We start from the raw sequence: 13,914 nt of genomic DNA on the forward strand, positions 1-13,914 counted from the left end.
CGCCAGTCCCAGATGAATGTGCAGCGCATCCTTGCTCAGGTGCAAAACTTCGCTGAGTTCAGTCTTGAGCGCATTGAACATGGTGCCCCTCCTCGGCCGGACCTAACATCGCCGCATTAGCGACAGGTTACGACCCCTCCCCATGACGGAGCTGGCCCGAGCCACTTCTGCTTCGCCATCGACGCCGAACAGCTAGACGATTGGGAGTCCCATCTTGCGACCCTCAACATCCCGGTCGAGGCACGAATGGCTTGGGATCGAGGCGGCAAGAGCCTCTATTTCCGAGACTCAGATGGCCATCTGATCGAACTGGGCACACCGGGCATCTGGCGGACCTATTAACTTGCTGTCGTGCAGTTCGACCTCCAAGCGAGAGTCAGAGCCAAACCGGACCGGCGGCCAGCGGGACATCGTCCCTGCTGTTTAAAGACCGGAAAGGGGCGCGTTGTCGATCGGCAGGTGCCGACCCCCATGCGGCCATTCGTCGGCTTAACAGAATCTCTCGAAAGCTGACAGTTGAGCGCACGGCGAGACAACCAGGCGAACAGCTTTCGGTCACATCGGGCACTCACTCGGCGTGAAGCTCCTCCCAATCTAGCTCTTGCATCTCTAGTGGCTAGAGGTTGTAGGCTTTGGCCGAAGAGCGAAGCAGCACCCAGCTTTACTCGTTATCGCGATAAGGAGATAGCCTGTGCCGCACGATCACAGCCACGCCCATTTGGATCCCAAATCGGGAGACCGCCGGGTTTCAATCGCGATCTGGGCCAATGCCTTGCTCACAGTGGCCCAGATTGTCGGCGGCATCCTCTCAGGCAGCCTGGCCCTTGTCGCGGACGCTCTCCACAACTTCTCGGACATGGCTTCGCTCGTCATAGCGTTCGCCGCCCGCAAAATCGCCCGTCGGCCTGCGGATGAACGCATGACCTTTGGCTATGGGCGGATCGAGATCGTGGCCGCCCTCGTCAACTACACAACCCTGATCCTCGTCGGCTTCTACCTGATCTATGAGGGTGGGATGCGGATGATCGACCCGACCGAAGTCGAAGGCTGGACGGTGGTTATACTAGGCTGCGTGGCATTGGTAGTGGACACCCTCACTGCGGTTCTCACCTACTCGATGCAGAAGGGCAGCGTAAACATTCGGGCGTTGTTCCTGCACAATCTTTCCGATGCGCTCGCCTCGGTGGCCGTTATCGTGGGCGGTGTCCTGATCCTCCTCTATGACATGCGATGGGTCGATCCCGCTATCACCATCGGCATCGCGCTCTACATCCTGTACCTGGCATTTTCTGAGATCAGCAGTCCCATTCGAACCCTGATGCTCGGCAGCCCACCCGACTTGGATGGTAATGCTGTCGTTGAAGCGATCCGCTGCGTGCAGGGCGTCAATGACATCCACCACGTGCATCTCTGGCAGATGCAGGAGCACGAGGCCGCCCTGGATTGTCATGTGGTGCTCAACGAAGATGGCTGGGGCCGCATTGACGAGGTGAAACAGGAGATCAAGCGCCGGCTGAAACGCGGTTTTGGTATCGGCCATTCCACACTGGAGTTCGAGGAGGCCGGAAAAATACACAAGGACGCCAGCCTCTTCGGCCACAATACGTGAATATAGCCGCACCCGGTCCTGACAGCTTCGATCACCGCTGCAGCGACGTCAGCTTATGGCCGTGGTGGGCTGCCGCAAGCTGACTGGCCGCTTCCACCCGAAAACGACAAAGCTGGCCGCGGCAGGAACGGCAGCTAGTGGGAAACGGAAAAGGTGGCGCAATGACCGTTGTGGGGCGCGCATCTGTCCGGCGGGTTTTTGGAAGCCCCCGCCCCACAATCCTCCAAGCCAGCGCCTAAAGTGGGGCGCCGATGTGACCTCCATTGAATCTGGCTATCGTGCCGATCTGGAGCACCCTTAGGGTGCAAGTGGCCGCCAGTTATCTCCGCCCCCTTGCCGGAAAGCGGCTGCTCCCCGTTGGCGCAGTTCACTTGCCGGTAGAGGTAGCCCTCGAGGCGCGCCATTAGCTATAAACGCCGGCGTTTGCCGCATCGACCGCTTCAATCACCCAATCAGCGTGACCGGCGCGAACCAACTGCTCAGGGGTCTTGTCGCCATATCCAGGCACCCGACCAGTCGCGAACCATTCCTCGGCCCCTTGGGGGTCAGCGAAGCGATCTGCTACCCGCTCCATAACCAGCGGCTTGTAAAGCTCGACCTGCTTGTCGCCAAGCTTCTTTAGGTTCTCGGTCACTTGAGTACTTTCCAGTTTTGCTTCAGGCCCGACACTTGAGGCTACCAGATACTTCGCGGCACCAGCCCGTCCAACACCCCTAGCATGAAGGACAGAACTCTCGGTATCAACGCCGGGCCGACGCCGTGGAACAACTGCTATTGCCGCTGCCCTTCTCCAAACCTGACGGACGGTTATCCACTCCGTCGCGGGCGCTAATGCGGCGTAAGGTGGGAGACCCGAACCAGTCGGTCAGCAGCCGACCCCATTGTGGTCATTCAAGGCGTTGGCAGAAACACAAAATAGCTGCCATTATCGGTCCGTCAAATGAGGACAATGGCTTGATCTCGTTCTTCTTCACTTTCCTTGCCGCAACTTCGGCTGTGAGCAGCGACGGAATAGTGCTGGCAGGTCAGCCTGGTCCAGTTGCTGAATGTATAATGGACAGAACGCACACTAACGGGTGGCACGTTGAACTGGAGGATATCGAGGCCGGCAGCGTTGTCACGGCCAGAAGCCAGGATGGACGCATCGAATGGTCGATCAGCCTTTCACAATTTCAGGCGTTCCAGTCTGTCTCGTTGGCGTCGATCACCTACGGAGCAACCACCCGCGACGTCTTTCACAGCAACATTTGGCCAATGATTGAAGATTGTCAGGCGATCAACAACTGACGCATGGCAACAAATCCAATGTCCGCTTCTTTGCCGGAGCTTCGGAAAACCAGCCAGTCCCCTTCCCACCCCATTGCAGCCGATCCATATTCGAGCCGCGGCGCCCATAGTCCCCCCTCCTGCCCAGAACGGGATGGCGCGCGAACTGGACTTCTAGGGCTTCCACTTCGACTCAGGAAGGTCGGACCTGCCGCCAGGAGCTGGTCAGAATACATACCAGGAGGGCGAAGTTACTCTGGCTAACGATCACGGCAGTGTTGAACGTCACTTTTCTTCGCTTCCTTGACGATCAATGCGCGGTAGAGATCGATTGAGGTCCTGCTCCGAAAGGCCTCGGCTGCGGGCGTTGTAGAGCCACACGGCGAACTTTTCCAAAAGGCGGTTCCGCTCTGCTTTGAGAACCTCGATCTCTACCCTAATTGCCTCATTTGTTCTCAGGGCCATTGCTAGATCTGGGGGGAGTCCCTCATCATCCGGCTTAAGCTTCAAAGGTTTCCGCTTGCGATTACGCTCTTTGGCTTTCTTGAAGGCAGTGGTGATCGAGAAATGTTTGTCGAGACCCTGCCGCGTGTAACGCGTCCCGAGGACGCCTTCCACCCGGTCCACTAGGTGTGTCCACGTCAGCTTTCCGGTCCAGCTCGACAGCAACCCGACAATGCGGTCGACGTCTTCATTTGAGAGGCGGGTGTTCGACACGCCTAATCCTCCCACATCGAGGTCAGAGCATCCTGTTCGTTGAGGTCATCAAGCTCCGTTTCCGAGCCGCTGCCATGCGTGATCCCGAGGGCCTCTCGATCCCGAAGCGCCATGGCGACTTCGTTATCCAGCGCACCGTCTGGAAGATTGACGATCGTTCCGTCGGGCATGGACTGGTCGTCATGTGCGGCGAGCATCATCTTCTGACGCGTTATTCCCCGGGTGTGCGCCGCAACCCATCTGTCGGCGCCATAGTCTTGTTCACCAACAGCGCGCAGTGCCTGGTCGAGTTGGTTTTCCGACAACTGGAGCCGCTTCTCCACCTTTGCCCTGTGGTCGGCATCGCCCTTCACAAACACGTTCTCGCTGCAGCCGAGGCAGTCCCCGTGACTTTGGCAAGGCAGCAAAGAATAGTCGTGGACACAGATTCCGAAGTCGGTGATCAGCGCCGAGCCAATCTGAGCGTCCAGGAATTCTCGGCGATCTACGGGTGTGTTTATGCCCTGTACTTGGGCAGCCTCGAACATCGGCCCCACGACCCGGCCGTTGAGCATTGCCTCCCTTATTTGGGACAGTGTTTCCTCCGGCGTGACATGGTTATAGGCCTTGTTTTGCGCGATATTGCGACCGCTCCATTTGGCGATGTCGATCTCACTCATCCCCCTGAGCTGGGCGACAGTGTTAAGCCAATGGCGAAAAGCGTGCGTTCCTAGGCGTATGGGTGAGCCATCTTTCTCGGTAAAGCCCCAACGTGTAAAGACACGGCGCTTAACATCGCTACTACCCAGCCAAGCGATAAACGCATCGAGGGTAGCTTGCATAACGACGCTCGGATTGGTTCCCCTTGAACTGAGCTGGTTCCGGAACAACACGATCATCGTTTCAGAATAATGCTGCGTTTGATCGCCATTGAACACCGGGAAGTCTCGGGGCAACATAGGCAGTACGGCATCGGTAAGATCTTTCAAGCGTACGCCTCCTGAGCGGTCAGAACTTAGTCGATGCTCTCTAAGCCAATTGGCAGTGGCGCGAGGGGTCATCCCAAGTACACTTCCAACATCGTGAAGGGGTACGTATCCAGACCGGCGGCAGTGTAGAAGCTCATTGGGAAGCCACAGTTCATTGGGGTTCTTCTCATACCAAGCTGCCACCTCCCTAGCTGGCGTGCACATCTCGACAAGTCGGCGCACAGCCTCCTCAACAACCGTGATCATGTGGGTCGGCACCCACTTGACCTGAGGCGGTTCATTCTTACCCGGCCACACGCGAAGACCATATGTTTGAATCATCTCGCAGGTTTCCGGCGCCTTGGCCTCTGAACGGACCTCGCAATCAAGACGAAGCTGGAGGGCCTCGTGAGCGCGGAGCGGCACCGACATCAGAATTGCGGTCACGGCGCTGAACAGTCGGTCTTGGAACTCGACGCCGTTGCGAAAAACGTGCGCTAGGGCGTGGAAAGCCTCAGGGCTGGGAAGCCGGTTCGCCCGCCATTCCTTCGCAACTACTCCGAGTTCCAGCGTCTTGTCCGTCGGTGATCGTACAGCGGGCTTCCAAGGAAAGGGATTGCGCAGAAATCCGCGCTCGAGGCAGAAATTGTGAGTCCGCGCAAGGTTTTGGGCGAACTGATAATGCCGGTGGCTCCCCACACCTTCGCGCGCCATTTCAACGGCTCGATTCAACACGGCGACATTCAAGTTCTCGATGGCCGGTTCGACACCCAAGTCCCTAAAAGAGCTTTCGATAAGCTGGAGCGCTTCCAAACGCAGCCGGATTGGTTGAAACCCAAACGGTTTTGCACTTTGCATCCACCGAATATAAGCCTTGGCGAAGTGGATGAACGAAGGATGTAGGGGTTCACCGACAACTTGGTGCCACCGTGTGACAGTCGCCTGCCGATTGTAGAATGCGAGCACCCGCCTATCGATGTTTCGGCTCTTAGTAACAAAGGCATGGCCTACCTGCCAGACGTTATGGTCCCACTGATCGTGGTCGATAAGGACATTGATCTGGGTGCGCACCAGTTCAATGAAGTCATGAACCTTGATGGACGCTAGAACGACTTGAGGGGAGGCAAATTCGCGGACCTGACCACTCATGCCCCTTTCTCCTCGCGCATGCCTTCGCAAAGCTGGATCACCTGCGCAACCGCGAGAATAGTTCGATCGCGGATGGTATAGATTTTGGGATCGGTCGCTTCAGCAATCATCCGCTCTCTGTCTACCACCAAAGCCTCCAGAAAAGCCTCGTGTGGCCCATCGATCCAGGGTTTGAAGTGCCTGCATGTGTAGCAAGCGAACGGCAAGGTAAGCCCGCAAAAGCTCATCTGTCCGCAGTCGCCGAGCGAAACGTCCACATTGTTGGCGAGCGAGCGATCATAGATCTTACTCGCGTTGCCGGCACCCGTGGCACCGCCCCCCTCCGTAGTGACAACTACCCCAGCAAAAGCCTGAGCCAGCGGAGCCATGTCCATTGCCAGGTGTTTGTCCAAACGAAGTGCCATTTCTGGGCTAGCCTCGTAGTACACGTGGACGTTCTGGGTGTCGCTATGGTCAAGCAACTCGGCGAGCGTGTGCTTATCGACGCCGTTGTCCGCAGACCGCTGCCCAAGGGTGATGCGGAAGCGCCTTGTGTTGGCCTTTAGGCCACTTAACCCCTCGATGACCTGCTGTATCCGTTTTGCGATAGCGCGTGAGGACATATGATGCTGAAGGCCGGGCAGATGTCCTGGGCCTTCATCCCAGAACATTGGCCGATCAGTGCTATCCATCCCTGGATCCGCAAATTTCACCTTATTCTCAGCGATTACCGCTTCTAGAAGCTGCCCGAGCTGCTTGCTGCAGTATCGGGACTTAAATGCTCCTCTATATGCAGTATCCCTCTGTTTGGCACGAGGAATTCTCAGTTCATAGCGTTTGACGCCATCTATGTTTTCGGTGACTAGGTCACACTCTTTGAGAGCTGCAATCTGGATTGTTCGCAGTCCATATGACAACAACATCCAGCCAGTAGCGAAATCAGAAAGCTTGATCTCACCAGCGGCATAGGCGTCATTTAATGACGACTGAATATTGAGCAGCTCAACATCGGTGAAAGCTCCGGTGTTGGGATCCCTGGTCCGGACTGAAGTGCCTTTTATGTTCCCGCGCAAGGTCGAGTCGCGGAGGTAGTTCGTCGCCTCTTCGGAGGCTATCCCAAAGCCAAGCTCTGCTAAGCCTGTTAGCAGCACCCGCACGACTGACAGCTTCCACTCCGTCGTTCGGTTCAGCTTGCCGCGGTAGGCCAAAACGTGCTCGATCTCGATCTGAGCGATTGGATCGCTCCGTGTTCCCAAGGTCGCGCGGTAGAACCAGATAAAATTTGAGTATAGATTTTGGAAATGACTGAATGACTTGAACTGCAGATGATGCAGAAGGCCGCCCTTAAGGAGAGCCACCAGTTCGGCACTCAAATTCTCAAGGACGCTGAAGTCAAACTCTCGAATGCCATATGCGAGTGATGGAATAATCCATCTGTCTCCGCTGACATCTACAAGAACGCCCTCAGATGTAAGCACAGAAGGAGGAAGAGCTGGGAGCGCCCGGCCGGCGATAGGGTTGTTAAGAGTAGTCATTCTTCTGGTCCCCGCCCTTTATGTCAAAACCATCCTGCATTACCCGCAGCTCTTCATTCGAGCGTCTGCGTACGGTTCTTTTCAGATAATGCTGCGCCGAGTTCTCGTTCCGCCACCCCATTAAGCGAGCGCGCCACTTCACCTCGTGCTCGGCAGGTATCCTGTTGAGATCCGCATGTTCAGAGAAGGCATCGTTCCAAGTATGCCGAAGGACATGAGGCGACAGGTCGTCAGGGAGATCAGGGATGCGCTCCCGAAGCGCCTCAAAGATCTTGTTAACAGCCGAAAGAGACAGTGGCGCACCGTCAACTGAGTTCACAATGAGGAACGGGTGCCTCCTGGCAGCTGGCAATGCGGAGCGGTGACGTAAGACATACTCGTGGACCAGCTCTACCAGACGACCGTTAAGCGCAAGGAGACGAGACTCTGTCTTGGTGTTCGGCTTGCGCGTCCGTGGATCCAGAGGATCGTCAGGCCGGCGATGAACCATAACGGTTCCGTTAGACCCCAACTCGAGGTCATCGACTCTAATTCCCAGCAACTCCCCACGACGAATTCCGAGATCGAGCAGCAGGCGCACTATGACGTAGTTTCGGAAGCGCACGTCTGCACGGAAAGGGTTATCTGGATGTTGAGGCTCGATCACTCGACGCAGTTGGACGACCGCCGCACGTTCCATACCCTCACGTTCGCCTGCTCCATTCTTACGGCGCGAACCGACCGAGGTCACGTAACCACGTAACAGACCCAGGCAATCGTTTCGAGCGGACGCATACCTTTTAGCTCGCTGCGGCCATGGAGAAAGTTGCGACTGGATATCGGCACTTGTGAACTCAATAAACGAATATGCAGCGGACAGGCGATTCCGGCGTTCATCAACGTCAACGCCAAGCGCCTGGTCGGAGGGGAGCTTGACGACATTGGTCGCCAACTCGGCCAGAACGCCCTGGCGATATCTCCCAATGACATTGGATATGTCGATAATCTCAGTGAGCGAGAAAAAGGTCCCCTCTGCTAACCGACCTTCGACACTAACCCCACGGAGCTCGGCCCAAAGGAAGAGGAACATCAGTGAGCGAAGGTCATTCTCGATTGTGCTCGATTGCAGGTTCTGAGCGCGCCGCAGCGCGAGCGACCAGAAGGTTGGACCTTCGAGCGGCAGTCCGGTTTCCTTTCGAACGAGGAAAGGAAAGCGCTCCCCTTTTAGAAAGCGCACCGAAACAACAGCGAACGGGTTTGGGTTCTTAGTTGACAAAAACAAACGCTCCATCCGGGCCTAGCAAAGACCGTAGCGGATGGAGCGTTACTCAAACCTCAAGCCCCAGTTAATCCCGGGGTTTCGAGTTTACCAGTTTACAGAATAGCCTTGTTCCACACTAGAACGGGATGTCGTCATCCATGCCGCCGGGCTCGAAGGCCGGTGCATTTGCTGCCGGGCGACGTCCGCCGCCACCACCGCCACCGGAATTGTCGCGCACGCCGCGGAAACCGCCATCGCCTCCACCGTAGCCACCACTGTCACCCGAGCCTTCGCCCCGGCCGTCCAGCAGCACCATGGACGAATTGAAGTTCTGCAGCACAACCTCGGTGGAATATTTGTCCTGACCGGACTGGTCCTGCCACTTGCGCGTCTGCAGTTGGCCTTCAAGATAAACCTTGGAGCCCTTCTTCAGATATTGCTCGGCAACGCGCGCCAGGCCTTCCGAAAAGATCACCACGCGGTGCCACTCGGTCTTTTCGCGCTGCTCGCCACTATTGCGGTCGCGCCAGCGCTCGGAAGTCGCGACGCTCAGATTGACCACTTTGCCGCCGCTCGGCAGGTTCCGCACGTCCGGGTCGTTGCCCAGATTGCCCACTAGAATGACCTTGTTCACGCTGCCAGCCATGGCGCATATCCTTCCAATTCAGTCCCGGTCTGCCCGGTTACGGGACGCTTTCTCTCAAGGGCCAAGCCGCCGCCCGGCGCGCGGCCTTCAACCCGTTTCGCCGCACCATAGACCTTTCTGCGCGCCGTTCACCTGACAAATACGGTTCTGCACAGAACGGTAAGACAGGCTGCAACGGCTGCCTCCGCCCCTCTGTTCACTCTATGTTCTATTTCAGCGAACAGAAGTCAAGTCCTTTCCCCCTGCTGACACCATATGTCAGCAGGCTGCATTATCCCACGCTTGACCGAATCCCACGTGTTCTGGTTACGTTCACAAAATCTTGAGCAGCTGAGTTGACTTGCGGGCAGCATCCCGAACGCCTATTTCTTGGCCTTCGCCGCCTCCCCCCGCCGCCGGCGCGACTTGCTATGGACCCGATATGACCGAAAAGCCCAGCCTCAACCGCGAAATCGTCGTGCGCGGCGCCCGCGAGCACAATCTCAAGGGCATCGACGTCAAGCTGCCGCGCGACAGCCTGATCGTCATGACCGGGCTCAGCGGCTCGGGCAAATCGTCTTTGGCCTTCGACACTATCTATGCCGAGGGTCAGCGTCGCTATGTGGAAAGCCTCTCAGCCTATGCGCGCCAGTTCCTGGAAATGATGCAGAAGCCCGATGTTGAGCACATTGAAGGTCTTTCGCCAGCCATCTCCATCGAACAGAAGACAACCAGCCGTAATCCGCGCTCAACGGTCGGCACAGTCACCGAGATTTACGACTATCTGCGCTTGCTCTATGCGCGTGTCGGCGTCCCCTATTCTCCCGCCACTGGCCTCCCCATCGAGAGCCAGACCGTCTCCCAGATGGTGGACCGGACTCTGGAACTGCCCGAAGGCACCCGCCTTTATCTGCTGGCCCCAATCGCGCGCGGCCGCAAGGGCGAGTTCAAGAAGGAACTGGCCGACCTGATGCGCAAGGGGTTTCAGCGCGTCAAGATCGACGGCGACTATCACGAGATCGAGGACGCCCCGGCGCTCGACAAGAAGTTCAAACACGACATTGAAGTCGTCGTCGATCGTCTTGTTGTTTCAAAAGACATCATGGGGCGCCTGGCAGAGAGCTTCGAGACGGCGCTGAAGCTGGCCGATGGCATCGCCCTGGTCGAATTTGCCGACGAGAAGGATGATAATGGCGAGCCGCGCCGCATCACCTTCTCGGAAAAGTTCGCTTGCCCGGTCTCCGGCTTCACCATCGCCGAGATCGAGCCGCGCCTGTTCTCGTTCAACAACCCGTTCGGCGCCTGTCCGGTCTGCGATGGCCTGGGCACTGAACAGAAGATCGATCCCGACCAGATCGTCCCGGATGCGACGCTGTCGCTGCGCGACGGCGCCATCCTGCCATGGTCCAAGACCAGCGCGCCCTATTACCAGCAAACGCTTCAGGCCGTAGTGAAGCATTTTGGCGCCTCGACCGGCACCGCCTGGAACGAACTGCCTTTCGACGTGCAGCACGCCGTGCTTTACGGCACGGACAGAACCGCGATCAATTTTGTCTACGACGATGGCCTGCGGCAGTACAAGACGACCAAGCCCTTTGAGGGCGTGATCGGCAATCTCGAGCGCCGCTATCGGGAGACCGAAAGCGCTGGAATGCGCGAGGAGATCGAGAAATACATGTCCGCCAAGCCCTGCGTGGCCTGTGGCGGCTATCGGCTCAAGCCCGAGGCCCTGGCGGTCAAGATCGATGGCCTGCATGTCGGCAAGGTCAGCGAAATGTCGATCCGCAATGCCAGCCAGTGGTTCATCGCCCTCTCCGACAAGCTCACGCCCACGCAAAGCCAGATCGGCGAACGCATCCTCAAGGAGATCCGCGAGCGCCTGAAGTTTCTCAACGATGTGGGCCTGGAATATCTCTCCATGTCGCGCAACTCCGGCACCTTGTCGGGCGGCGAAAGTCAGCGCATCCGGCTTGCGTCGCAGATCGGGTCGGGCCTTACCGGCGTGCTTTATGTGCTGGACGAGCCTTCGATCGGCCTGCACCAGCGCGACAATTCACGCCTGCTCGAAACCCTGCAGCGCCTGCGCGACCTGGGCAATACCGTCATCGTTGTTGAGCATGACGAGGACGCCATTCTGACGGCGGACTATGTGCTCGATATCGGCCCGGGCGCCGGCGTCCACGGCGGCAATATTGTCGCCGAAGGTAGCCCGCAGGACATTCTCAACCATCCTGACTCGCTGACCGGTAAATATCTCTCGGGCCGCATGGGCATCCCCTTGCCCGCCGAGCGCCGCGAAGGTCGCAAGGGCAAGGCGCTGTCTATCAAGGGCGCCACCGGCAATAACCTCAAGAATGTCTCGGTCGATGTGCCGCTCGGCATGTTCGTGGCCATTACCGGCGTCTCGGGCGGCGGCAAGTCCACCCTGATGATCGACACCATGTATCAGGCCATCGCCCGGCGGCTGAACGGCGCCCGCGTCGTACCCGCCCCGCATGAGAGCCTGACTGGTCTCGAATTCCTCGACAAGGTCATCGATATCGATCAGTCGCCCATCGGCCGCACGCCACGCTCCAATCCGGCCACTTATACTGGCGCCTTCACGCCTTTGCGCGAGTGGTTTGCCGGTCTGCCCGAAGCCAAGACGCGAGGTTACGGCCCGGGCCGCTTCAGCTTCAACGTAAAGGGCGGCCGCTGTGAGAAATGTCAGGGCGATGGCGTCCTCAAGATTGAGATGCACTTCCTGCCCGACGTCTATGTCACCTGCGATGTCTGCAAGGGCAAGCGCTACAATCGCGAGACGCTTGAGGTTCAGTTCAAGGGCAAGTCGATTTCCGACATTCTCGACATGACCATTGACGAGGGCGTCGAGTTCTTCTCCGCGGTCCCGACCATCCGCGACAAGTTCGCCACCCTGCAGCGTGTGGGCCTGGGCTACGTCAAGATCGGCCAGCCCGCCACCACCCTGTCCGGCGGCGAGGCCCAGCGCGTCAAGCTATCCAAGGAACTCTCCAAGCGCGCCACCGGCCGCACCCTCTACATGCTGGATGAGCCGACCACGGGCCTGCACTTCCACGACGTCGCAAAGCTGCTCGAAGTGCTGCATGAACTGGTCGAGGGCGGCAATACGGTCGTGGTCATCGAGCACAATCTCGAAGTCATCAAGACCGCCGACTGGATCATCGATCTTGGCCCGGAAGGCGGCGATGGTGGCGGCGAAATCGTTGCCATTGGCACGCCAGAAGCCGTAGCGGAAAACCCACGCTCGCATACCGGCATCTATCTCAAGGAAATCATGGACCGCCGCCCGAACGTCGCGACCCGAGCTGCGGAGTAAGGCACCTACCCCTCTCCCCTTGTGGGAGAGGGTGGATCTGCCAAGGGCCCGACGGGTGAGGGGTTCCGGCCCATCCGCCCGTCGGGCACCTTCTCCCTCAAGGGGAGAAGCGTGGATCAGCGTCCGCGTCGCAATTAGATTAGCCCCATCCGCGCAAGTTCTGCGGCAATCTCGGCTGAATTCTCATTCGCCCCCGCCTCCAGGTCCGGCGGCGCGTCCTCGACGCGCAGATAGCGCCAGCCCTGAAATGGGCGCTTGGGATAAGGTACAGTCCGGACAATGTCCGGCGACATGATGATGTCGCAATAATCCTTGCCCTCGGCATCGGTATAGGGCGCCAGCCGCAAAATAGGCTGCCGGCAGCAGATCGAGCCAGACATAACCCAATAGATCGAGCCCTGCCCTTCCATTTCGGCGCCCCGCTTGGGCATCATGCGGGTGCGATGGACATGCACATCCTCGCCGTAGTCCGCGCCCCACCAATGGGCGCGCTGGTCCCGGTAGCTCTCTAATTCTTCCACGGTGGACACGCCAACGCAGAGCTTGACCATATGGATCATGCCAGCGTCCCCGGGGCCACGCGGCCCTGAATCACGTCGATTTCGTCATCATCCACGATCCAGGGCTCCTGCAGCGCCAACGCCCGCCAGTCCTGGAACGCCGGCAACGCATAGATCGCCTCGACGTAGCATTGCGCCACGTCGGACACCGGCAATTCATAGGTGCGCAATCGCGTCGCCAGTGGCGCAAACATGGCGTCCGCCGCGGAGAATTCCCCGAACAGATAAGGCCCACCCGAGCGCGCCAGCAAGTCACCCCACAGCGTTTCCACGCGATGAAGATCCTTGCGCACGGCATCGAGGTCAATTTTGCCGGGATGGCTGGCGCGCAAATTCATCGGTGCATGGCTGCGCAGGGCTGAGAACCCGGCATGCATTTCCGCCGCTGCCGCACGGGCCAGCGCACGTTGGGCGCGGTCGCTCGGCCAGATCGCCTTGTCGGGAAAACTGTCGGCCAGATATTCAATGATGGCGATGGTCTCGGGCACCACCAGTTCCCCATCGAGCAACACCGGCACTTTCGCCGTCGGGGATCGCGCGGCCAGGTTTTCCTGCCAGCCCGGCCCGGACAATTGCAGCACTTCGTCTTCAAACGGAATCTGGAAATGCCGCAACACCAGCCAGGGCCGCAGGGACCAGGTTGAGTAATTGCGATTCCCGATCAAGAGCTTCATCGAATGTCCTCACGCACAGGAGCACTTGGTTTTGCGGTTCACAAGCGCCGCCGTCAAGCAGTTGGAGCCACGTTCAGCCCCAAAGAAGAAGGGCGCCCAGTGGCCGGGCGCCCTCCCCTAAACTCTTTGCCAGTGAATAACTCCAACGTCTCTTCTAGACGCTAGCAACCACGGAGAAAACCAGCCCCACAGAAACGAGGCATACCAGCGCCCAGCTCATCGTCTGCCAGGCTGAGGTCTTGGTTTGACTGCGCATAGATCGCTCCTTGTCAGTCG

Annotated in this window: 11 protein-coding genes; 3 read left to right on the forward strand and 8 right to left on the reverse strand. The window is 58.4% G+C overall.

The window, feature by feature from the left end; all coding sequences use genetic code 11:
* The first annotated feature begins 691 nt into the window (after positions 1-691).
* Entirely contained in the window at positions 692-1,609 is a 918-nt protein-coding gene (locus GGR20_RS16355; RefSeq protein ID WP_183312446.1) for a cation diffusion facilitator family transporter, read from the forward strand.
* 403 nt (positions 1,610-2,012) lie between these two features.
* Here the strand turns inward: GGR20_RS16355 and GGR20_RS16360 are convergent, their stop codons facing one another.
* The gene (locus GGR20_RS16360; protein WP_183312447.1) at positions 2,013-2,243 is read right to left on the reverse strand and encodes a hypothetical protein; all 231 of its coding nucleotides are present in this window, start codon (positions 2,241-2,243) and stop codon (positions 2,013-2,015) included.
* A gap of 320 nt (positions 2,244-2,563) precedes the next feature.
* On the opposite strand from GGR20_RS16360, the gene GGR20_RS16365 reads away from it, so the two are divergent.
* Complete coding sequence (locus tag GGR20_RS16365) at positions 2,564-2,896, forward strand: hypothetical protein (protein WP_183312448.1); 333 nt, start codon at positions 2,564-2,566, stop codon at positions 2,894-2,896.
* Between the two features lie 264 nt (positions 2,897-3,160).
* Here GGR20_RS16365 and GGR20_RS16370 read toward each other — a convergent pair whose 3' ends face one another.
* The 5 genes from GGR20_RS16370 to ssb form a co-directional block, all read right to left on the reverse strand.
* Positions 3,161-3,592 carry a hypothetical protein gene (locus GGR20_RS16370; RefSeq protein ID WP_183312449.1) on the reverse strand — a complete coding sequence of 144 codons (432 nt, stop codon included), beginning with the start codon at positions 3,590-3,592 and terminating at the stop codon, positions 3,161-3,163.
* A 2-nt stretch (positions 3,593-3,594) separates the two neighbouring features.
* On the reverse strand, positions 3,595-5,688 hold the full coding sequence (locus GGR20_RS16375) for a hypothetical protein (RefSeq protein ID WP_183312450.1): 2,094 nt from the start codon (positions 5,686-5,688) through the stop codon (positions 3,595-3,597).
* A complete protein-coding gene (locus tag GGR20_RS16380; protein ID WP_183312451.1) occupies positions 5,685-7,202 on the reverse strand; it encodes a site-specific integrase in 1,518 nt (505 codons plus the stop codon). The genes GGR20_RS16375 and GGR20_RS16380 overlap by 4 nt, the downstream gene beginning before the upstream one ends.
* Positions 7,189-8,463: a tyrosine-type recombinase/integrase gene (locus tag GGR20_RS16385; protein WP_183312452.1), complete on the reverse strand. Its 1,275-nt coding sequence runs from the start codon at positions 8,461-8,463 to the stop codon at positions 7,189-7,191. The genes GGR20_RS16380 and GGR20_RS16385 overlap by 14 nt, the downstream gene beginning before the upstream one ends.
* Before the next feature lie 115 nt (positions 8,464-8,578).
* Complete coding sequence (ssb, locus tag GGR20_RS16390; RefSeq protein WP_183312453.1) at positions 8,579-9,088, reverse strand: single-stranded DNA-binding protein; 510 nt, start codon at positions 9,086-9,088, stop codon at positions 8,579-8,581.
* Between the two features lie 421 nt (positions 9,089-9,509).
* On the opposite strand from ssb, the gene uvrA reads away from it, so the two are divergent.
* Positions 9,510-12,404, forward strand: coding sequence for an excinuclease ABC subunit UvrA (gene uvrA / locus GGR20_RS16395; protein ID WP_183312454.1), 2,895 nt, complete (start codon positions 9,510-9,512; stop codon positions 12,402-12,404).
* A gap of 134 nt (positions 12,405-12,538) precedes the next feature.
* On the opposite strand, the gene GGR20_RS16400 is transcribed toward uvrA, so the two are convergent.
* Together GGR20_RS16400 and GGR20_RS16405 are read right to left on the reverse strand one after the other, a co-directional pair.
* Positions 12,539-12,964 carry a DUF1489 family protein gene (locus GGR20_RS16400; protein ID WP_210283229.1) on the reverse strand — a complete coding sequence of 142 codons (426 nt, stop codon included), beginning with the start codon at positions 12,962-12,964 and terminating at the stop codon, positions 12,539-12,541.
* On the reverse strand, positions 12,961-13,638 hold the full coding sequence (locus GGR20_RS16405) for a glutathione S-transferase family protein (protein WP_183312455.1): 678 nt from the start codon (positions 13,636-13,638) through the stop codon (positions 12,961-12,963). The genes GGR20_RS16400 and GGR20_RS16405 overlap by 4 nt, the downstream gene beginning before the upstream one ends.
* Positions 13,639-13,914 lie beyond the last annotated feature (276 nt).

This window comes from Devosia subaequoris (genome assembly GCF_014197055.1).
In the GTDB taxonomy this organism is placed as follows: Bacteria; Pseudomonadota; Alphaproteobacteria; order Rhizobiales; family Devosiaceae; genus Devosia; species Devosia subaequoris.

What these genes read in the sequence shown, in the direction of transcription:
- GGR20_RS16375 (WP_183312450.1), bottom strand. Translation starts at nt 5,688, where the DNA reads ATGAGTGGTCAGGTCCGCGAATTTGCCTCCCCTCAAGTCGTTCTAGCG.
- GGR20_RS16380 (WP_183312451.1), bottom strand. Translation starts at nt 7,202, where the DNA reads ATGACTACTCTTAACAACCCTATCGCCGGCCGGGCGCTCCCAGCTCTT.
- ssb (WP_183312453.1), bottom strand. Translation starts at nt 9,088, where the DNA reads ATGGCTGGCAGCGTGAACAAGGTCATTCTAGTGGGCAATCTGGGCAAC.
- uvrA (WP_183312454.1), top strand. Translation starts at nt 9,510, where the DNA reads ATGACCGAAAAGCCCAGCCTCAACCGCGAAATCGTCGTGCGCGGCGCC.
- GGR20_RS16400 (WP_210283229.1), bottom strand. Translation starts at nt 12,964, where the DNA reads ATGATCCATATGGTCAAGCTCTGCGTTGGCGTGTCCACCGTGGAAGAA.
- GGR20_RS16405 (WP_183312455.1), bottom strand. Translation starts at nt 13,638, where the DNA reads ATGAAGCTCTTGATCGGGAATCGCAATTACTCAACCTGGTCCCTGCGG.